Below are 18,162 nucleotides of genomic sequence, written 5' to 3'. Positions count from 1 at the left end.
CCTCAACTGCCCGTTTGCGGCGCCGGCGGCACCTGCCGCCGGAACAGGATGCGCTGGTAGAGCCAGCCGATCGCGACCAGAACGATGCCGAGGCACATGAACGACAGCGCGCGATAGACGCCTGTCAACGTCGACATGTCGATCACGAAGGCCTTCAGGATCGTCAGCGCGATGACGGCGGCCGACGCCAGTCGCGCGCGCTCGGAGTTGACGAGGATGCCGACGCCGAGCAGCACCACGCCGAAGCCAAGCCAGCCGATCGAATAGGTGTATTGCTCCGCGCCCGTGGTCGATCCGGTGGAGAGGATCGGGCCGTGATAGAAGCGGCGGATCTCCACCGTGACATAAGCGAGCGCGAACAGCAGCGCGCCGCCCGCGATCGTGTTGGCGTAGACCTTGCCGCGTTCGCCGACCACCGCATAGGACAGCAGCAGCATCAGCACCGCCGGCAGCGCATAGCCGAGCAGCAGCAGGTTGAACACGGCGCCGCCGACATCGATGTACCAGATCAGCGGGTTTTCGAGGATCAGCAGGCCAAACACGCTGATGAGGCCGGCGATTGCGGTGAGCACGACCGCGCCGAAATTGTGCACGACACTGCGGCTGCGAAGCCTGAGCCGTTCCAGCCCGATCGTCATCGCAAGCGCAATGCAGACCTGAAGTGCGCATTCGAGCAGCGACGGCGCCGACGTCATCTGGCCGCCGGTCGCAAAGTGCCGGATCTCCATGAAGGCGAGCAGTGCGGTGAACAGGATCGCGGCGGCCTCGACGACGCGCAAGGGGGCATCGTCGCCGCGGCGGCGCAGGAAGATGCTCGCGCCCCAGAACGAGGCCGCCGGCAGGCCGTAGCCCCACAGCAGCCAGTTGAAGATCGGCGTCGTGCCGACCGCGTCGCCGACGATGCGCGGATCATAGCCGATGCGCGCGGTGACGATGGCCGCGAAGATGGCCGCGAGCCGGCGCAGGACGGGGATCGGCCGCTGCAACGAGATCCAGGCGGTGCCGAGCGACATCAGCGCCAGCGCAATGGTGAGCCAGCCCTTTTCCAGCGCAAAGGTCAGCGCCAGTGCCAGCGCGCCGAGCGTGCCGGTCGCGAACAGCGCGGTGGAGATTGCTAGGCCCGGCCGGTCTTCGCGGCGGTTAAGGGCTTCGGTTGCGGCGCCAAAGGCCGCGGCAAGCAGCACCGCGAGGATCGCAAACGGGATTGAGCGATCGAGATGGGCGATGCGCGCGTAGAGCGCAACGAGGATCGCGATCGGCGTGGCAACAGCGGCCGCCGACCACACCACCGGAATGATCGCCGAGTTCGAGCGGCCCTGCGCGAGGAAGCCCGCAATGCCGAAACCGGCGGCGAAGATCGCAGCCGTCACCAGATGCAGTGTCACCGAGCCGTCGGTTGCGACCGGTCCGACGCCGGGAATCGGGCCGCCCGGCAGCACCAGCATGTCGGGATTGGCGAGCACGGCCCATTCGGCGAACACGATGAAGACGGCTGCTGCGGCCGCGCCGAGCGCGCCAGTGGCAGCCGGTGCGCGCCAGGCCACGAGCAGCGTTCCGCCGACCAGAAGCGTGAAGGCGATCAGCGCGAGATCCGCATGCGCACTCGACAGCACGATCAGCATCGCGCCGAACAGATAAGCGCCGAGCGAGCTCGAGGAGACCGGCTCGATCTCACCGTCCTCGATGGTCGGACCGAACATGAAGCCGCAGACGACGAGCAGCGCGGCAAGCACGAAGCCCGCGATGACATGGAAGGCGTGCGGCGCGACCTGCATCTCGCTGGGGTCGAGGCCCGGGAAAACCCACAGCACGGCGAAGGCGATGGTGGTCACCGCCAGCCAGCGCCACAGCCGGATACGCGCCAGGCCGAAGCTCGCGGCGGTGACGACGGCAAGATAAATGTAGAGCGCCCAATAATCCGGCTTGCCGCTGGAGACGAGGATCGGTGTCGCGAACGCGCCGACTACGCCGAGGCCGGCGAGCGCGGGCCCGTGCAACAGTGCGGCAGCCAGCGTGCCCATCGCAACGATGCCGAGCAGCACGAAGGCTGTCGCTGGCACGAGGAAGCCATACAGCGCATAGGCCGCATAGATGGTCGCGAACGCCACCGCCGTTCCGGCCGCGGTGAGGATCGCGGGGATGTTGGCAATCGGCAGCGCCGCGATGTTGGAGATGCTTTCCTTGCGCCGCGACCATTCGCCGGCACCTAACAGCGCAGCTGCGAACAGCCCGCCGAGGAACACGCGCACGCCGGGACCGACGAGGCCAGCCTCGATCGAATAGCGCACCATGAAGAAGCCGCCGAGCGCGAGCGCGAGGCCGCCGATCCACACCACCCAGCGCGTGCCGAGCCGCTCCTCGAAGCCGGGCTCTCTCACATCAGGCGCCCGTGTGGGCAGTGGCGGCGGTGCGTCAGCCTCCACGCTTGCTGCGAGCGGGGGCGGTGGCGAAACCTCTTCGGTGACGCGCGGAGGCGGCGCTTGCTCGGCTTCGGGCGCGAGCGGCGGCGGTTCGGCGGCAGGCGTCGCGGGCGCTTCAGCCTGCACTGGTGTGGGCATCAGCGGCGGCGGCTGCACGACGCGCCGTTGCGCGTAAAACATCTCTTCGAGCGCGTTCAATTTTCGGCGCAGCTCGGTCACCTGGCTCGAGGCCTTGATCGCGATCAGGATGGCGACGATCGCAATGATCAGCGCAAAGACGTCAAACGGGCCGTCGAACATGAAGCCTCCAGGCAACCGGCGGGCAGGGGCCGGTCACGCAAATCCTAAGGTTTAGCGCCGGGAGCGCACACGCAAGCCCGGTGCGGGCCGCTCCTGGAGCACGTCGCGGCGGAAGCGGTAGAGCGCCGCCGGCCGTCCGCCGGTCTGTGTCGACATCACCCCGGTCGGTTCGACCAGGGCTTCGGTTTCGACCAGGCGGCGGAAATTTTGCTTGTGCAGGTGCCGGCCGGAGATCGCCTCCACGGTGTACTGCAGTTCAGTGAGTGTGAACTCGGCGGGCAAAAGTTCAAACACCACAGGACGATACTTCAGTTTTGCGCGCAGCCGCGCGATCGCGGTGGCGAGAATCCGGCGGTGGTCGAACCGCATCGAGGTGCCGAGTGCGGGAAGCGCCTTGCGCGCTAATGCCGCAGGACGGCCGTCGCGCCGCGCCTCCTCGATCAGCCCGGCCTCGTAGAGCAGCTCGTAGCGGTCGAGCACGCGCTCCTCGTCCCAGGGTGCGCCGTCGAGGCCGAAATAGAACCGCACGCGATCTTTTCGCGGCAGCGCGCGCGTCGTCTCAGGCGTCTCCTGCTCGGCCCATTCCGTCAGGGCCGGGATGATGTCGCGGGCGATGATCGCGGGCGGTTCCTCGCGCCAGTCTTCCCAGGGCAGGAAGCGGTACCACGGCTCGAAGCTCGCGCCTGTCGCGGCAAGCTCACCGTCGACGGCGCGCGTGAGTGCGAGATAACCGATCGACACCATATGCGCGCCGGTGTCGCCGGCCTCGGCGTGACGGCCGCGGTCGCCAAACGTGTAGAGCTGCTCGACATAGCCGAGCCGCAAGCCCGCCTGCTCCTCGACCCATGCGCGCAGGCCGATCTCGAAGGTGCGATGGCTCAGCGCATCGAACGGGCCGAACGGCAGGCCGGCGAGGCCGTCGCTGCCGCGCGCGGTCAGGATCAGCGGCTCATGATCCTCGATCGCGACGATCGCGGCAGTCAGGCCGATCTCGATCGGCGTCAGGAGCGTGTCGCTCATGCGGCAGTTGTCGTGGGTGTCGTGAGAAGGTCGATTGATCCGGCCTCTCCGCGGGCTCGCTGCACCTCTCCCGCTTGCGGGGGAGGTCGACGCGCTCGAAGAGCGCGGCGGGTGGGGGCTCTCTCCCCATGGGGGTCCTTCCTCGCAGAGAGACCCCCACCCCAACCCTCCCCCGCAAGCGGGAGAGGGAGCGCACCTGCATTGTGGTGCGCGGCGGTCATTCGAGCTCGATCACGAAGGGGCGGCCCTCGACCATCATCGCGCCGGGGCCCATCTCGTCGAGCGCGCGCAGCATGCGGCCTTCGCGCCCCAGCGCGCGGTCGGCGAGGCCGACGATGCGCCGGTTCGGGGAAGCGATCGGCGAGGCCGCGCGGATCTTCTTTGCGATCTCGATCTCGTCGCGATGCGGATTGAGGGCGCACACGGCCGCGAACGCGCTCGCGGTCGAGCGGCTGATGCCGGCATAGCAATGCACCACCAGCGGCGCGTTGCGGTCCCAGCCGCGCACGAAATTCAGCACCTGATCGATATGCGCTTCGGAGGGTGCGGTGAAGCCGTCCATCTCCTCGGTGATGTCGTCCATCGACACCTTGAGATGGTTGGCCGGCAGCACCGACACCGGCCGCACCACCTGCTCGACATTGGCCATCACGGTCAGCACGTGACTGGCCCCGGTGAGGCGGACGGTTTCGGGAAGGGCGGCAAGGGAGCAGACGTGGATCATGGCGGACCTTTTTGGCGATTATAACGATCGCCGTAGGGTGGGCAAAGCGCAGCGTGCCCACGTTTTTGTCGCAAGCGCGAAAAGATGGTGGGCAAGGCGCAAGAGCGCCTTTGCCCACCCCACGAGACCTTACGCAAAGACTGCGCCAAACCGCTCCAGAAATTGCTTCTCGGCCCGCGCCGCGGTCCAGGGCGTCAGATAATCGCGCCGGACACTGTCGGAGAGGCCGGGATCCCCACCGAACAGGCGCTTGGCCTCGGCATCGCTGAAGCCGGCGAGCTCGGTCGCCTCCAGATATGCCGCGCCGCGATCGGCGGCCTTGATGGCCTGCGTGATCTCGTCCGGCAGCATCGGCGGCAGGCCGAAGCGGATATGGATGGCGCCGAGCAGGCGTTTCTCGACCGCCTTGTAATGGCCGTCGAGCACGGCCTTGAAGGGCGAGATCATGTCGCCGATCACATATTCGGGCGCATCGTGCAGCAGCGCGGCAAGTCGCATGCGCAGGTCGGCGCGCGGCATCTCGTGCCGCATCACGGTTTCCACCAGTAGCGTGTGCTGCGCGACCGAGAAGATGTGCGCGCCGGTCGTCTGCCCGTTCCAGCGCGCCACGCGCGCAAGCCCATGCGCGATATCGGCGATCTCGATATCGAGCGGGGAGGGATCGAGCAGGTCGAGCCGCCGGCCCGACAGCATGCGCTGCCAGGCGCGGGACTCCGCGCCGCGTGTCGTTTTCTTCGCGCTCATTTGGCCTTGAGGCGCGGCTTGCGCTGCATTTTGCTACAGCTCGCGTGACAGTGGCAGTCGACGAGATGATCGTTGACCATGCCGGTCGCCTGCATGAAGGCATAGACGATGGTCGGGCCGACGAACTTGAAGCCGCGCGAGGACAGCTCCTTGGAGATCTGCACGGAGAGCGGCGTCGAGGCCGGCACGCTCGCGGTGGTCTTGAAATTGTTGACCTTGGGCTTGCCGCCCATGAAGTCCCACAGCAGTTTTGAGAAGCCCGGCCCCTTCTCCATGATATCGAGATACGACTTCGCGCTCAGGATGGTGCCGTCGATCTTGGCGCGGTTGCGCACGATGCCGACGTCGTTCATCAGCGCATGAACTTTCTTGTCGTTGTAGCGCGCGATCTTCTCCGGTTGGAAATCGTCGAAGGCTTTGCGGAAATTGTCGCGCTTGCGCAGGATCGTGATCCAGGAGAGGCCGGCCTGAAAACCGTCGAGGATCAGCTTTTCGTAGAGCGCGCGGTCGTCATACTCCGGCACGCCCCATTCGGTGTCGTGATAGGCGACATAGAGCGGATCCTCGCCGGGCCAGGGGCAGCGCGTCTTTCCGTCGGGATGCAGGCGGGGAGCACGGCTCATGCGATGGGCTGCTTGGTTGGGATACGCACGACTTCGGGCTCGGCGAGCGTCAACGCGACGCCTCCGGCGCTGAGCGGCTGAGTTGCGTCGAGCGCGTCGGCAACGCGGTCGATGCGGACCAGCGCGATGCCCTTGCCCTGCGCCGACGAGCCCATCGTGCCAACGGACTTGTCGCCGGCCATGACACTGACGCCGACTTCGGGCGACGGTCCATCGAGCAGCACCTTCACGCTGCGGGTGCGCGCGGTGCCGCGATGCTGCATCCGCGAGACGACCTCCTGGCCGACATAGCAGCCCTTGTCGAAATCGACGCCGGCGAGGCGGTCCATGTTGGTCTCGTGCGGGAACGCATCGCTGTACATGAAATCGAGCCCGCCGCGCGGCACGCCGAGCGCGATGCGGTGCGCTTCGTAGTCGGCCGCATCGACCAGCTCGGCGCCGATGAGGTCGGAGAGCTTCTGCTTCAGATCGTCGGGGATCAGGATGCGAGAGCCGAGCTCGCCATGGCGCGGATCGGCGAAGGCGAGGTCCGGCTGGGCCGCAAGCTGGCCGTCCCAGGCCGCGAGCACGCCGAGATCGAGGTTTTCCACACTGACCTTGGCGCGCAGCTTGTAGAATTTCAGCTTGGTGGCGAGGCCCTCGCCCAGCGCCTTGGGGCAGTCGATCAGGAACCCGCCGCCATGGCCTGCCGGCACCTCCGTGATCAGGAAATCGACGATGATCTTGCCCTGCGGCGTCAGCAGCGCGCCGAATCGCCCCAGGCCCGGCTTGAGCCTGTCGAGATCGGTAGTGATGAGGCCGTTGAGGAAGTTGCGCGCATCCTCGCCCGCGACCTTGATCACGCTCCGGTCGGGAAGAAACGCTGATTTCATGCGAAAATCTCTTGCGACATGTTGCTCCGGAACGTAAGCCCGCAAGGCATAAACGACAAGACCTCGAGCCCTGCGCTTGGGGACGAGAGAGGCCTCCAGCCATGACCCAGCGTTTCGATGTGATCCTCAAAGGCGGCACCGTCGTCAACCAGGACGGCGAGGCTGTTCGCGATATCGGCGTCACCAACGGCCGTATCGCCGAGCTGGGCCCGCTGTCGCAGGCTTCCGCCGCCGAGGTGATCGACTGCAAGGGTCTGCACATCCTGCCCGGCGTGATGGACACTCAGGTGCATTTCCGTGAGCCGGGGTTGGAGCAGAAGGAAGACCTCGAGACCGGCTCGCGCAGCGCCGTAATGGGCGGCGTCACCGCTGTGTTCGAGATGCCGAACACGTCGCCGTTGACCGTGACAGAGGCCACCTTCACCGACAAGGTGAAGCGCGCCCACCACCGCATGCACTGCGACTTTGCCTTCTTCATCGGCGGTACCCGCGAGAACGTGCAGGACCTGCCGGTGCTCGAACGCGCGCCGGGTTGCGCCGGTGTGAAGGTGTTCATCGGCTCGTCCACGGGTGCACTGCTGGTGGAGGACGACGAGAGCCTGCGTCGCATCTTCCAGGTGATCCGCCGCCGCGCGGCCTTCCACGCCGAGGACGAATACCGCCTCAACGAGCGCAAGCCGCTGCGCATCGAGGGCGACACGCGCTCGCATCCGGTCTGGCGCGACGAGACGGCGGCGCTGATGGCGACGCAGCGTCTGGTCAAGCTTGCGCACGAGACCGGCAAGCGCATCCACGTGCTGCACATCTCGACCAAGGAAGAGATCGAGTTCCTGCGCGACCACAAGGACGTCGCCTCCTGCGAGGCGACGCCGCATCATCTCACGCTGGTCGCGCCGGAATGCTACGAGCGCCTCGGCACGCTGGCGCAGATGAATCCGCCGGTGCGCGGCGCCGATCACCGTGCCGGCATCTGGCGTGGCATCGAGCAGGGCATCATCGACGTGCTCGGCTCCGACCACGCCCCGCATACGCTGGAAGAGAAGCAGAAGACCTATCCGGCTTCGCCGTCCGGCATGACCGGCGTGCAGACGCTGGTGCCGCTCATGCTCGATCACGTCAATGCCGGCCGCCTGTCGCTGGCCCGCTTCGTCGATCTCACCAGCGCCGGCCCCGCGCGGCTCTACAACATGGCCTGCAAGGGCCGCATCGCTGCTGGCTATGACGCCGACTTCACGGTGGTCGACCTCAAGCGCAGCGAGACCATTACCAACAAATGGGTGGCGTCCAAGGCCGGCTGGACGCCCTATGACGGCGTCCGCGTCACCGGCTGGCCCGTCGGCACCTTCATCCGCGGCCGCCGCGTAATGTGGCAGGGCGAACTTGTGACGCCGTCGCAAGGCGAGCCGGTGCGGTTTCTGGAGACGCTGAAGCAGTAAGGGCAGATGTAGTTGGGGATGCACAGCGCGTCCCCACACCGTCATTGCGAGCGCAGCGAAGCAATCCAGACTGTCGCCGCGGAAAGATTCTGGATTGCTTCGCTGCGCTCGCAATGACGAGGGGAGAGGGCTACACTTCCTCTCGAACGGGAGAGCAGTCCGATGTCCCAACCGACACCCCTCATCACCCCCGAGCAACTCGCCACGATCCTCGGCGATCCCAATCTCCGCCTCTACGACTGCACGACCTATAACGAACCGGTGCCGCCGGGCAGCGACGTGCCCTATCGTGCAGTGCCCGGCGACAAGACGTTCGCGGCCGGCCACATCCCGGGCGCCGATTTCCTCGACCTGCAAGGCGAGTTCTCCGATGCCTCCGCGCAGCAATTCTTCATGATGCCCGATGTCGCGCAGCTGGAAGCCGCCTTCGGCCGCCATGGTGCCGACGCATCCAAGACCATCGTGCTCTACAGCATCGGCACGATGATGTGGTCGACCCGGTTCTGGTGGATGCTGCGTTCGCTCGGCGTCGATGCGCGTGTGCTCGACGGCGGCCTCGACAAATGGAAGGAAGAGGGGCGGCCGATCGAGACGGGCGCGCCGAAGGGCTATCCTGCAACAATCTTCAAGGCCGCGCCACGCGCGGGCTTGTTCGTCGACAAGACCGCCGTGAAGGCGCGGATCGACGATCCCTCGACAGTCATCGTCAACGCGCTGGGGCCGCAATTTCATCGCGGCCTCGAGCCGAGCCGCTATGGCCGGCCGGGCCGCGTGCCCGGCAGCGTCAACGTATCAGCGGCAACACTCACGAAGACCGACAAGACGCTCACTTCGCTTGCGGATGCGGAAGCCAAATTCGCGGCGCAAGGCGTCACGCGCGACAAGAATGTGATCCTATATTGCGGCGGCGGCATCTCGGCGACGATCGATCTGCTCATGCTGACGCAGCTCGGCTACGACAAGCTCACACTGTACGATGCGTCGATGGGGGAGTGGGCGAGGGATCCGGCGCTGCCGATCGAGACGGATTAGCGCGCATCCCGACCGTTTCGGGAAAACGTCCCGGCCATTGCGAGACTAATGCTTGTCTGCGGGAAACGGCTTCCGTGCGATAAACACCGCAGACTTCGCGACGTGTCGCAGAGTCATTCATCCGTCAACTGGCCCCGCCTGCATGGCGGGGTCATTTTCGAAAGCGCTTACTGCCGGGAGATGTCGACGGAGAATTCGCCGTTGCGGATGCGGCCCGGAAAGCCCTCGACGAACTTCGCCACCGCGTCCTCGCCATAGGTGCCGACGAGCTCGGCGAAGGCCGCAAACAGGCTCGCCTGCGCCAGGCAGTCGCCGTCGACGCCGTCATGGCGCGCTTCGGCCCAGGCCTCGTTGAGATAGCTCAGAGCGGCCTGTTTCTGCTCGTGATCGGGCAGCGGCGCGCGGGCGGGGGCGTAGGAAATCGGCTGGCTCATGAAACTCGATCAGGGCTGGGGCGCGATCCACGGCGATGCGCTGTGCGAGAGGTGTAGCACGCGCATTAACGACCGCTAGGCCACATCTTTAGGAACGGTTAATGGCGGTGGACAAAGACGATGACAGGGTTCCGGTGCCCGTCATTCCGGGGCGCGCGTAGCGCGAACCCGGAATCCATCGAGCCGCAGCGTTGGTGGATGAATGGATTCCGGGCTCGCGCTACGCGCGCCCCGGAATGACAATTCAGTTCGCGTAACGCGCCGTGAGATCCCGCGAGATTTTCGAGCCTTCCTCGATGTAGCGGCGGATCGCCACCGTCGCGGCCGGGGTGCAGCTCCGATAGGTCTGCTGAAAACCGTTATAGCCGCGGTTGAAGCCGGCGATCATGCGGGTGCGACGCTCGCCGGAGGGGGTTTCGGCATCGATCAGCGCCTGCATCTCGCTGCGCCATTTGTTGCCCTCGTTGGACCCGCAGATGCCGCGCAGATAGTGCAGCCCGCCGAGGATCTCGGCCAGCCGCTGCAAATCGGCGTCAAACGGCGCCGCCACGTCCTGGGCCCTCGTGGGCACGGAAGCGCAGGCGAGGATCAGGGCAAAAATGGCCAGAAATCGCGTGGACATCGGCGGGGTGTATGCCCCCTCGGGGCCGATGACGCAAGGCGGGGCGGTCAGGGGCCGACCAGGCGCGCGGCGGACTGGATGACCTCCTCGAGCCCCCCGGTCAGCTTGAGGTCACCCAGGCCTGCCAGGGCGTCCGGGGCGATCCAACGATAATCGTCGAGCTCGTCGTTCAGGACCGGCTCCCGGTCGGTCCAGCGGGCGGCAAAGGACATGATGAGGTAGTGGCCGGCACCGGGTGCGGCCGGCAGCACCTCGCGCCAGCCGGCGAGGCCGATGATCTCGATATCGAGCCCGGTTTCCTCGTCGACCTCGCGGCTCAGTGCCCGGTGCAGCGATTCGCCGAACTCGACCCGGCCGCCGGGCAGCGAATAGAAGCCCTTGGCGGGCGAGCGGGCGCGGCGGGTCAGAAGCACCTTGCCGTCGCGGAAAATCGCGGCACTGACCGCAAGCTGGGGATGGCTGGGCTGGATGACCGCTGACATATCTCTTCAGCTATCCTGGCTCAGTTCGCCATGATGGTGTCGACGTCGGCTTCCGCGCCGCCATTGATGATGCCGCCGCAGGCCGCGATCAGCGGCCTGACCCAGAGGGAGGCCTGCTCGGCGAGCCGGACCCGCGTCGTGTCCTTCTCGACCTCGCGCATGGCCGAGCCGACCGCGGTCAGGATCGAGGTCATGGTGTCGGTGAGGTGGTCGAACTGGGCGCGCACATTGGGATCGGCCTTCTCATAGGCCTCGATGGCGAGATCCCGTGCCTTGAAATTGGACGCGGTGAAATGCTCGGCATAGGACAGCGGCGACCAGGTCAGAAAGTCTTCGGCGCATTCCGGCATATCAGGCACCATTTCCAGGAGCATCACGGCTTCATTGAAATGGTTGAGATAGTCGGTGGCAAGCCCGGTCCGCGGGTTGATGTTGGCCACGCGCAACCGTTCGGCCCAGGCCGTGGCCTCGGGCCCCGTCTGTCCATGCGTCCGCGCGGCTTGGGAGACCGTTGAGCTCATCTGCCGCAGTGTTAACGTTCGGGGTTAAAAGGACCTGAACGGACCCTATATAGTCGCTCAAGGATGTGTGGACGCTTCGTCATAACTTCGGCCCCGGCGGCTTTGCGGCAACTGTTCGGCTATGTCGAGCAGCCGAATTTCCCGCCACGGTACAATGTCGCGCCGACGCAACCGATTCCGGTCGTGCTGATCGAGAATGGCGCGCGTCATTCCCGCCTGATGCGCTGGGGCCTGCTGCCGGGTTGGGTCAAGGACCCCCGGGGCTTTACGTTATTGATCAACGCCCGTTCGGAGACGGTGCTGGAGAAGCCCGCGTTCAAACGCGCGATTCGCCGGCGCCGCGGCCTGATCCCGGCCGACGGCTATTATGAGTGGAAGTCGGAGGGCGGCCGCAAGCAGCCGTTCTTCATCCACCGCGCCGACGGCGCGCCGCTCGGCTTTGCAGCCTTGTTCGAGACCTGGGTCGGCCCAAACGGCGAGGAGCTCGACACGGTCGCGATCGTCACGGCCGCGGCGAGTGAAGATCTCGCCGCGCTGCATGACCGCGTGCCCGTCACCATCAGCCCGCGCGATTTCGAACGCTGGCTCGACATCAGGGGCGACGAGGTCGATGCGATCCTGCCGCTGATGACCGCACCGCGCATCGGCGAATTCGCCTGGCACCCGGTCTCCACCCGCGTCAACCGCGTCGCCAATGACGATGATCAGCTGCTGTTGCCGATCAGCGCGGAGGAGATGGCGGCGGAAGTGGAGTCGTTGAAGCCGAAGCGGGCGGTGAGAAAGGCTGCGGCTGGATCGGCGGATGACGGGCAGGGGTCGTTGTTTTAGAGCTGGCTGGCGCTACAAAACATACTGTCGTCCCGGCGAAGGCCGGGACCCATACCCCCAGGGAGCGGTGTGGCGCACGATAGTAGTTGGCAATCCTTGCCAAATTTAGATTTGTGGTTATGGGTCCCGGCCTTCGCCGGGACGACAGCGGAGCTTTTTGGCGGGCGCTCTACACAATCTCCCTTGCCCTTAACGCCGCAATCGCATCCGCATCAAACCCAAGCTCACCCAAGACCGCGTCCGTATCCGCCCCCAGCTCCGGCGCCATGCGGTCGAGCTTGCCGCCGCCATGGGCGAGCTTGAAGCCGCTGCCGGCAAAGCGCAGGCGGCCGTAGGGCGTATCCAGTTCCTGGATCGCGCCGCGCGCCTTGATCTGCGGATGGTCGATCACCTCCTCGACCTTCCAGATGCTGGCGCAGGGCGCGCCCGCGTCCTCCAGAACCGTTTCCCATTCCCGGGCAGGTCTTGCAGCGAGCGCCGCCTCGATGATGGCGCGGAGCGCGGGCTCGTTCTCGTTGCGCGCGAACCAATCGGCAAAGCGCGGATCGGAGAGGGTGTCCTCGCGGCCGAGCGCAGACATCAGCGCGCGATATTGTTTTTCGTTGTTGACGGCGAGCAGGATGTGGCCGTCGCCGCATTTGAACAGGTTTGCCGTGGTCCTGCGGCTGACGGCCTGGTTGCCCGACAACTGCTGTCGATGACCGGCGACCGACCAGTCCGCGATCTGTCCTGATAGAAATGCCATCGTCGCCTCCAGCATCGAGACGTCGATCAGCTGCCCCTTGCCGGTGCGGTCGCGCTGATAGAGCGCGCTCGACACGCCGAACGCGGCCGTCGCGCCCGAGAGCACGTCGCAGACCGCAAAGCCCGCGCGCGTCGGCCCTGTCTCCGGATGACCGGTGATAGCCATGATGCCTGAGAGCGCCTGCATCTTGCCGTCATAGCCGGGCCGCAAACGATCCGGGCCGGTCTGGCCGAAGCCTGACACCGCGCAATAGATCAGCTTCGGATTGATCGCGGAGAGCGCTTCATAACCGATGCCGAGCTTGTCCATCACGCCAGGGCGAAAGTTTTCCATGACGACGTCGACCTGTGCTGCCAGCTTCTTCACGATCGCGATCGCGTCCGGCTTTTGCAGGTCGAGCGTCAGGCTGCGCTTGTTGCCGTTGATGGCCTGGAACGCCGGCGCCAGCCCGCGCTCGGCCCATTCGCGGCTGAGCGGCGTACGGCGCATGTCCTCGCCCTCGCGCCGCTCGACCTTGATGACGTCCGCGCCCAAGAGCGCGAGCTGATAGCTCGCATAGGGGCCGGCCAGCACTTGCGTGAAATCCAGAATCTTCACGCCCTCGAACGGTCGCGTCACGTCGCTCTCCCTTTTGATTGTCGTTATTGGAGGACGTCAGGCGGCGCGGTTGCCGCGCGCGATCTCCTTCTGCTTGTCGAATTCGGCACGGCGGCGCGCCAGCTCTTCAGGCGAGAGCTGGGCGACATTGTTGTAGTCGAGCTTCCAGGAGGCGTCCTCGCTCCAGCGCAGCGGCGACTGCATCGTGGTCTGCGGGCCGCTCGCGCTCTCCAGCAGTTTGAACGCCAGCTCCAGCGTCTGCGCCTGTGACGCGACGTCGTGCGGCTTGCCGGCGGAATTGCCGAGCGGGAAGTCCGAGAACAGGAAGCGCGGCACGGCGGCGTGCTCGATGATGTCCTTGGCGCAGCCCATCACCACGGTCGGGATGCCGTTCCGCTCCAGATGCCGCGCCACCAGCGCGGTGGTCTGGTGGCAGACCGGGCAGTTCGGCACCAGCACGGCGACGTCCACCTTGTCAGCAAGGCAGCGCGCCAGAATCTCCGGCGCGTCGGTGTCGAGCGTGACACGATGGCTGCGGTTGGTCGGCGCGCCGAAGAAGCGCGGGGCGACCTCGCCGATGCGCCCCGCCGCGCTCGCCTTCAAAAGCTGCGGCAGCGGAAACCAGGTGCCGTTGTCGGTCGCCGTGGTGTGCTTGCGGTCGTAGCCGATGTGCGAGATGCGCAGATCGTGCTGCTTGGACGTGTCGCCGTCATAGACCTGATAGAACTTCGCGCCGCCATTATAAGCCGCGCCCGGCCCCTGATCGCCCTTGGCCGGATCGAAAGGAGCCGCCGTGGTGATGATGGTGACGCGCGACTGCGCCAGCGGCTTCTTCAGCGGCTGGAACGGCGCCTCGGTGTAATGAGCCCAGCGGTACGCCGTGGTGTAGCCGATCGCGGCGTAATAGTCGCGCGTGCGCTGCATATAGGGGACAGGGGAGTCGTAGTCGGGCGCAAAGCCGAATTCGTCGTCGCGCGAAGCGGACATGGGGCGCGTCTCCTGGTTCTTGTTGGCGACAGACTAGAGATAGTCGGCCGGCAGCTCAACGGGGAGGGCGGCGGCGCAGGCCAGAATTGCGATCCTGTGGGGGAGCACTTCTTTCCCTCTCCCCTTGTGGGAGAGGGTGGCTCGCCGCGTAGCGGCGAGACGGGTGAGGGGTCTCTCTCGACGAGTCTAACTCGTGGAGACATACCCCTCATCCGGCGCTTCGCGCCACCTTCTCCCACAAGGGGAGAAGGGAAGAGCACGCCTACCTGAAAATATGCAGCGCCGCGTATTGCAGCAGCATGATCGCCTTGCCGTCGATGATGCGTCCGTCCGCGATCATCGCCAGGGCCTCGTCGATGCCGAGCTCCAGCACCTCGATGTCCTCGCCTTCATGTTCGAGGCCGCCGCCGGCGCTGACGCGCATTTCCGGCTCGTATTCGGCGACGAAGAAATGCAGCTTCTCGGTCACGGCGCCGGGACTCATGAATGCCTCGAACACTTTCTGCACGTGGTGCAGGCGATAGCCGGTTTCTTCCTCCGCCTCGGCGCGGATGCGGACCTCGGGGGACGCGTCGTCCAGCACGCCGGCGGCCGCCTCGACCAGCAGATCGTCGTAGCCGCGAATGAAGGCCGGCAGGCGGAACTGGCGCACCAGGATCACCGTACGCCCTGCGCGATTATAGGGCAGTACGGCGGCGGCGTTGTCGCGCTCATAGGTTTCCCGGTGCTGCGTCTGCCACTCGCCATTGGCGCGCCGGTACTCGAACGTCGTGTTCTTCAGCGTGGTCCAGCCGTCCGAGAGCACGCGGACGTCCTTGATGCGGACGCGGTCGGAAATGGTCATTGCTATCTTCCGCTAACGGGGCTGCTCGCGGCCGTCGAGCCACTTCTGGAACATCACCGAGGTCGATTCCTCGAAGCCGAGCGACTGATAGAATGCATTGGCCTGCGCGTTCTCGCGCCGGACCAGGAGCTGGAGCTTTGCGATGCCGGCGTTCCGCAGCCAGTCTTCCGCCGCCGCCATGATGGCGCGGCCGAAACCGCGCTTGCGGATGTCAGGATCGACCGCGACGTAATAGACCCAGCCGCGATGGCCGTCATGGCCGACCATGACGGTGGCGACGATCGCGCCGGCCTCGCGGCCGATCAGTACGGTGGAGTTCTCGCGCCGCCGCGCCAGCGCGATGTCGGCATGCGGATCGTTCCAGGGACGTGTCAGGCCGCAGCGCTGCCACAGCGCCACGACGTTCTCGACGTCGGCATCCCCAATGGCGTCGATCGTAAGTGAAACGCTCACAGCACCTTCCCCGGATTCATGATTCCCTGCGGATCCAGCATCGCCTTGATGGCTCGCATCAGCTCGATCGCGGTCTTGTCCTTCACCTCGGGCAGCTCGTCGCGCTTGAGCACGCCGATGCCGTGCTCGGCCGAGATCGAGCCGCCCATGCGCAGCACGATCTCGAACACGACGGCATTCATCTCGTGCCAGCGCGCCAGGTAGTCCGCGGTGTTGGCGCCGATGGGCTGGCTGACATTGTAATGCAGATTGCCGTCACCGAGATGGCCGAACGGCACCGGCCGCGCGCCGGGGATCAGCTTCACCACCGCTTCATTGGCCTCAGCGATGAAGGCCGGCACCGTGGCAACAGGCACCGAGATGTCGTGCTTGATCGAGCCGCCTTCCGGCTTCTGCGCCGCCGACATCTCCTCGCGCAGCTTCCAGAAGCCGTTGCGCTGGGTGAGGTTGGCCGCGATCACGGCGTCGTCGACGATCTCCTCCTCCATGGCGCGGGCCAGGATCGTCTCCAGCCGCGTGCGGGCATCGTCGCCGGGGGAGGACAATTCCATCAGCACGTACCAGGGATGCTTCGCTTCGAGCGGATCGCGCACGTCGATGCCGTGGCGGACCGAGAAATCGACCGCCATCTCGGACAGCAGCTCGAAGCTCGTCAGCGCGTTGGCGGCTTCGCCTTGCGCGATCGTCAGCAGCTTGAGCGCCGCCTCCGGCGACTTCAGCCCAACGAAGGCGGTCTCGACCGCCCGCGGCTTCGGGAAGAGCTTCAGGGTCGCGGCGGTGATGATGCCGAGCGTGCCTTCCGCACCGATGAAGAGATTGTGCAGATTGTAGCCGGTGTTGTCCTTCTTCAGCTTCGACAGCACGTTGAGCACGCGGCCGTCGGCGAGCACGACTTCCAGCCCGAGCGCCATCTCGCGCGCGACGCCATAGGCGAGCGCTGCGGTGCCGCCGGCATTGGTCGAGAGATTGCCGCCGATGGTGCAGCTGCCTTCGGCGCCGAGCGACAGCGGGAACAACCGGTCGACGTCGGATGCCTTCGCTTGCGCGATCTGAAGCACCACGCCGGCCTCGCAGGTCATGGTGTTCGAGGCGGTGTCGACCTCGCGGATCTTGTCGAGCCGGCGCAGCGACACCACGACCTCGCCATTGTGCGGCGTCTGGCCGCCGACGAGCCCGGTATTGCCGCCTTGCGGCACCAGCGCGATTTTGTGCGCGAAGGCGAGCTTGCAGATTTCGGCGACTTCCGCGGTCGAGCCCGGGCGCAGCACCAGCGGCGAGCGGCCGTGGAACAGATTGCGCTCCTCGGTGACGTAGGCTTCGATGTCGGCCGCGTCGGTGATCGCGTGGCGCTCGCCGACGATCTTGCGGAATTGGTCGATCAGCTCGGGCGCAAGCGGAGGAGTGGCAGGCTTGTTGATGTTCATTGTCTCGTCTCTTGCTTCGCTCTTATCTTGCCACCGCAGCCCGGCGCAGCCGGTCGTTGATCGCTTCGCCCAAATCGTCTTCGGGAATCGTCATCACCGCGATCGCCCGTGGCCCCTTCGCATCGAGGCTGCGAAGATAGCCGAACAGGTTCGCGGCGGCTTCATCGAGATCACCGGCGGGCGACAAATTCATGACGGCCGATGCTGCGTCAAGGCCGGGCAGGCGATCGGGCCCGAATGCCAGCAGCGCTTCGCCAGGCGCCACCTCGCGCGCGTTGAGCCGCACTTGGGCGCGCGGCGCGTAATGCGAGGCCAGCATGCCCGGCGCCAGCGGCTGGCTGTCGTCGCTTTCGGCCTCCACCGGCGGCCGTGTCAGGGCCACGCCGAGCACGGCCTCGATCCGCTCGCGCGACAGCCCGCCCGGGCGGAGCAGCATCGGCGCCTCGAAGCAACCCACGATGGTCGATTCGACGCCGACCGCAACCGGCCCGCCGTCCACGATCAGGTCGATCCGCCCGGAAAGGTCGCTCTCGACATGGGCGGCCAGCGTCGGCGACACATGGCCGGAGATGTTGGCCGACGGCGCCACCACCGCCCCGCCAAAGGCGCGCAGGATCGCCTGCGCGACCGGGTGGGCGGGGATGCGGATCGCGACCGTGTCGAGGCCCGCGGTGGCGAGGTCAGCCACCGGGCAATTATCCGTCTTCGGCACCACCAGCGTCAGCGGCCCCGGCCAGAATGCTTCCGCAAGCCGCAAGGCGCGCGTGTCGAACCGGCCGATGGCCCGCGCGGCGGCAATGTCGGCGACATGGGCGATCAGCGGATTGAAGGCCGGCCGCCCCTTGGCGCTGTAGATATGGGCAACCGCGGTGGCATTGGCGGCGTCCGCCCCGAGCCCGTAGACCGTCTCGGTCGGGAACGCGACCAGCCCGCCGGCGGCCAAAGTCCGGGCGGCGGCCGCGGCGGCAGCCGCTCCTGCCGGTAAAATCAGCGTTTCAAGACCCGTTTTCACAGGGATAAAATTCCTCAACTCGGCCGCTTGCGGTGCGCCACA

19 protein-coding genes are annotated in these 18,162 nt (G+C 66.2%); 3 read left to right on the top strand and 16 right to left on the bottom strand.

What is annotated here, in order from left to right:
* Nucleotides 1-2: 2 nt before the first annotated feature.
* The 6 genes from AC1RR3_RS14035 to ygfZ all read right to left on the bottom strand — a co-directional run bounded on the left by AC1RR3_RS14035 (nucleotide 3) and on the right by ygfZ (nucleotide 6,703).
* The gene (locus AC1RR3_RS14035; protein ID WP_492823464.1) at nucleotides 3-2,720 is read right to left on the bottom strand and encodes a DUF2339 domain-containing protein; all 2,718 of its coding nucleotides are present in this window, start codon (nucleotides 2,718-2,720) and stop codon (nucleotides 3-5) included.
* Nucleotides 2,721-2,771: 51 nt separating this feature from the next.
* Complete coding sequence (locus AC1RR3_RS14030; protein WP_492823462.1) at nucleotides 2,772-3,740, bottom strand: NUDIX hydrolase; 969 nt, start codon at nucleotides 3,738-3,740, stop codon at nucleotides 2,772-2,774.
* A 217-nt stretch (nucleotides 3,741-3,957) separates the two neighbouring features.
* Entirely contained in the window at nucleotides 3,958-4,464 is a 507-nt protein-coding gene (locus AC1RR3_RS14025) for a tyrosine phosphatase family protein (RefSeq protein ID WP_492823460.1), read from the bottom strand.
* A gap of 129 nt (nucleotides 4,465-4,593) precedes the next feature.
* On the bottom strand, nucleotides 4,594-5,208 hold the full coding sequence (locus tag AC1RR3_RS14020; RefSeq protein ID WP_492823458.1) for a YfbR-like 5'-deoxynucleotidase: 615 nt from the start codon (nucleotides 5,206-5,208) through the stop codon (nucleotides 4,594-4,596).
* Complete coding sequence (locus AC1RR3_RS14015) at nucleotides 5,205-5,831, bottom strand: DNA-3-methyladenine glycosylase I (RefSeq protein WP_492823456.1); 627 nt, start codon at nucleotides 5,829-5,831, stop codon at nucleotides 5,205-5,207. The genes AC1RR3_RS14020 and AC1RR3_RS14015 overlap by 4 nt, the downstream gene beginning before the upstream one ends.
* Nucleotides 5,828-6,703: a CAF17-like 4Fe-4S cluster assembly/insertion protein YgfZ gene (gene ygfZ, locus AC1RR3_RS14010; protein ID WP_492823454.1), complete on the bottom strand. Its 876-nt coding sequence runs from the start codon at nucleotides 6,701-6,703 to the stop codon at nucleotides 5,828-5,830. Before ygfZ ends, AC1RR3_RS14015 begins: the two co-directional genes overlap by 4 nt.
* Before the next feature lie 101 nt (nucleotides 6,704-6,804).
* Between ygfZ and AC1RR3_RS14005 the strand changes: the two genes are divergently transcribed.
* The gene (locus tag AC1RR3_RS14005) at nucleotides 6,805-8,139 is read left to right on the top strand and encodes a dihydroorotase (RefSeq protein ID WP_492823452.1); all 1,335 of its coding nucleotides are present in this window, start codon (nucleotides 6,805-6,807) and stop codon (nucleotides 8,137-8,139) included.
* A gap of 162 nt (nucleotides 8,140-8,301) precedes the next feature.
* Complete coding sequence (locus tag AC1RR3_RS14000; RefSeq protein ID WP_492823450.1) at nucleotides 8,302-9,171, top strand: sulfurtransferase; 870 nt, start codon at nucleotides 8,302-8,304, stop codon at nucleotides 9,169-9,171.
* 167 nt (nucleotides 9,172-9,338) lie between these two features.
* Here AC1RR3_RS14000 and AC1RR3_RS13995 read toward each other — a convergent pair whose 3' ends face one another.
* From AC1RR3_RS13995 to AC1RR3_RS13980, 4 genes are all read right to left on the bottom strand, one after another.
* A complete protein-coding gene (locus AC1RR3_RS13995; RefSeq protein WP_008135624.1) occupies nucleotides 9,339-9,605 on the bottom strand; it encodes a hypothetical protein in 267 nt (88 codons plus the stop codon).
* A gap of 244 nt (nucleotides 9,606-9,849) precedes the next feature.
* Nucleotides 9,850-10,227, bottom strand: coding sequence for a TIGR02301 family protein (locus AC1RR3_RS13990; RefSeq protein WP_011085347.1), 378 nt, complete (start codon nucleotides 10,225-10,227; stop codon nucleotides 9,850-9,852).
* A 47-nt stretch (nucleotides 10,228-10,274) separates the two neighbouring features.
* On the bottom strand, nucleotides 10,275-10,709 hold the full coding sequence (locus AC1RR3_RS13985; RefSeq protein WP_492823445.1) for an NUDIX hydrolase: 435 nt from the start codon (nucleotides 10,707-10,709) through the stop codon (nucleotides 10,275-10,277).
* Between the two features lie 20 nt (nucleotides 10,710-10,729).
* Nucleotides 10,730-11,230 carry a hypothetical protein gene (locus AC1RR3_RS13980; RefSeq protein ID WP_492823443.1) on the bottom strand — a complete coding sequence of 167 codons (501 nt, stop codon included), beginning with the start codon at nucleotides 11,228-11,230 and terminating at the stop codon, nucleotides 10,730-10,732.
* Nucleotides 11,231-11,293: 63 nt separating this feature from the next.
* On the opposite strand from AC1RR3_RS13980, the gene AC1RR3_RS13975 reads away from it, so the two are divergent.
* Complete coding sequence (locus tag AC1RR3_RS13975; RefSeq protein ID WP_492823441.1) at nucleotides 11,294-12,058, top strand: SOS response-associated peptidase; 765 nt, start codon at nucleotides 11,294-11,296, stop codon at nucleotides 12,056-12,058.
* A gap of 169 nt (nucleotides 12,059-12,227) precedes the next feature.
* Here AC1RR3_RS13975 and AC1RR3_RS13970 read toward each other — a convergent pair whose 3' ends face one another.
* From AC1RR3_RS13970 to AC1RR3_RS13945, 6 genes are all read right to left on the bottom strand, one after another.
* The gene (locus AC1RR3_RS13970; RefSeq protein ID WP_492823439.1) at nucleotides 12,228-13,421 is read right to left on the bottom strand and encodes a CaiB/BaiF CoA transferase family protein; all 1,194 of its coding nucleotides are present in this window, start codon (nucleotides 13,419-13,421) and stop codon (nucleotides 12,228-12,230) included.
* 36 nt (nucleotides 13,422-13,457) lie between these two features.
* A complete protein-coding gene (locus AC1RR3_RS13965) occupies nucleotides 13,458-14,387 on the bottom strand; it encodes a glycine reductase (protein WP_492823437.1) in 930 nt (309 codons plus the stop codon).
* A gap of 262 nt (nucleotides 14,388-14,649) precedes the next feature.
* Nucleotides 14,650-15,231: a GDP-mannose pyrophosphatase gene (locus AC1RR3_RS13960; RefSeq protein ID WP_492823435.1), complete on the bottom strand. Its 582-nt coding sequence runs from the start codon at nucleotides 15,229-15,231 to the stop codon at nucleotides 14,650-14,652.
* A 12-nt stretch (nucleotides 15,232-15,243) separates the two neighbouring features.
* Nucleotides 15,244-15,684: a GNAT family acetyltransferase gene (locus tag AC1RR3_RS13955; protein WP_492823433.1), complete on the bottom strand. Its 441-nt coding sequence runs from the start codon at nucleotides 15,682-15,684 to the stop codon at nucleotides 15,244-15,246.
* Nucleotides 15,681-17,108, bottom strand: coding sequence for an FAD-binding oxidoreductase (locus AC1RR3_RS13950; RefSeq protein WP_492823431.1), 1,428 nt, complete (start codon nucleotides 17,106-17,108; stop codon nucleotides 15,681-15,683). The genes AC1RR3_RS13955 and AC1RR3_RS13950 overlap by 4 nt, the downstream gene beginning before the upstream one ends.
* A 22-nt stretch (nucleotides 17,109-17,130) precedes the next feature.
* Entirely contained in the window at nucleotides 17,131-18,120 is a 990-nt protein-coding gene (locus AC1RR3_RS13945; protein ID WP_492823429.1) for an L-threonylcarbamoyladenylate synthase, read from the bottom strand.
* Nucleotides 18,121-18,162 lie beyond the last annotated feature (42 nt).

The sequence above is a fragment of the Bradyrhizobium sp. GW821-FHT13H05 genome (genome assembly GCF_058804065.1).
Note: the sequence above shows the minus strand (reverse complement) of the source record. Positions and strands in the feature narration are given on the sequence as shown.

Coding starts and splice junctions, on each gene's coding strand:
- AC1RR3_RS14035 (WP_492823464.1), bottom strand. CDS start 2,720: ATGTTCGACGGCCCGTTTGACGTCTTTGCGCTGATCATTGCGATCGTC.
- AC1RR3_RS14030 (WP_492823462.1), bottom strand. CDS start 3,740: ATGAGCGACACGCTCCTGACGCCGATCGAGATCGGCCTGACTGCCGCG.
- AC1RR3_RS14025 (WP_492823460.1), bottom strand. CDS start 4,464: ATGATCCACGTCTGCTCCCTTGCCGCCCTTCCCGAAACCGTCCGCCTC.
- AC1RR3_RS14020 (WP_492823458.1), bottom strand. CDS start 5,208: ATGAGCGCGAAGAAAACGACACGCGGCGCGGAGTCCCGCGCCTGGCAG.
- AC1RR3_RS14015 (WP_492823456.1), bottom strand. CDS start 5,831: ATGAGCCGTGCTCCCCGCCTGCATCCCGACGGAAAGACGCGCTGCCCC.
- ygfZ (WP_492823454.1), bottom strand. CDS start 6,703: ATGAAATCAGCGTTTCTTCCCGACCGGAGCGTGATCAAGGTCGCGGGC.
- AC1RR3_RS14005 (WP_492823452.1), top strand. CDS start 6,805: ATGACCCAGCGTTTCGATGTGATCCTCAAAGGCGGCACCGTCGTCAAC.
- AC1RR3_RS14000 (WP_492823450.1), top strand. CDS start 8,302: ATGTCCCAACCGACACCCCTCATCACCCCCGAGCAACTCGCCACGATC.
- AC1RR3_RS13995 (WP_008135624.1), bottom strand. CDS start 9,605: ATGAGCCAGCCGATTTCCTACGCCCCCGCCCGCGCGCCGCTGCCCGAT.
- AC1RR3_RS13990 (WP_011085347.1), bottom strand. CDS start 10,227: ATGTCCACGCGATTTCTGGCCATTTTTGCCCTGATCCTCGCCTGCGCT.
- AC1RR3_RS13985 (WP_492823445.1), bottom strand. CDS start 10,709: ATGTCAGCGGTCATCCAGCCCAGCCATCCCCAGCTTGCGGTCAGTGCC.
- AC1RR3_RS13980 (WP_492823443.1), bottom strand. CDS start 11,230: ATGAGCTCAACGGTCTCCCAAGCCGCGCGGACGCATGGACAGACGGGG.
- AC1RR3_RS13975 (WP_492823441.1), top strand. CDS start 11,294: ATGTGTGGACGCTTCGTCATAACTTCGGCCCCGGCGGCTTTGCGGCAA.
- AC1RR3_RS13965 (WP_492823437.1), bottom strand. CDS start 14,387: ATGTCCGCTTCGCGCGACGACGAATTCGGCTTTGCGCCCGACTACGAC.
- AC1RR3_RS13960 (WP_492823435.1), bottom strand. CDS start 15,231: ATGACCATTTCCGACCGCGTCCGCATCAAGGACGTCCGCGTGCTCTCG.
- AC1RR3_RS13950 (WP_492823431.1), bottom strand. CDS start 17,108: ATGAACATCAACAAGCCTGCCACTCCTCCGCTTGCGCCCGAGCTGATC.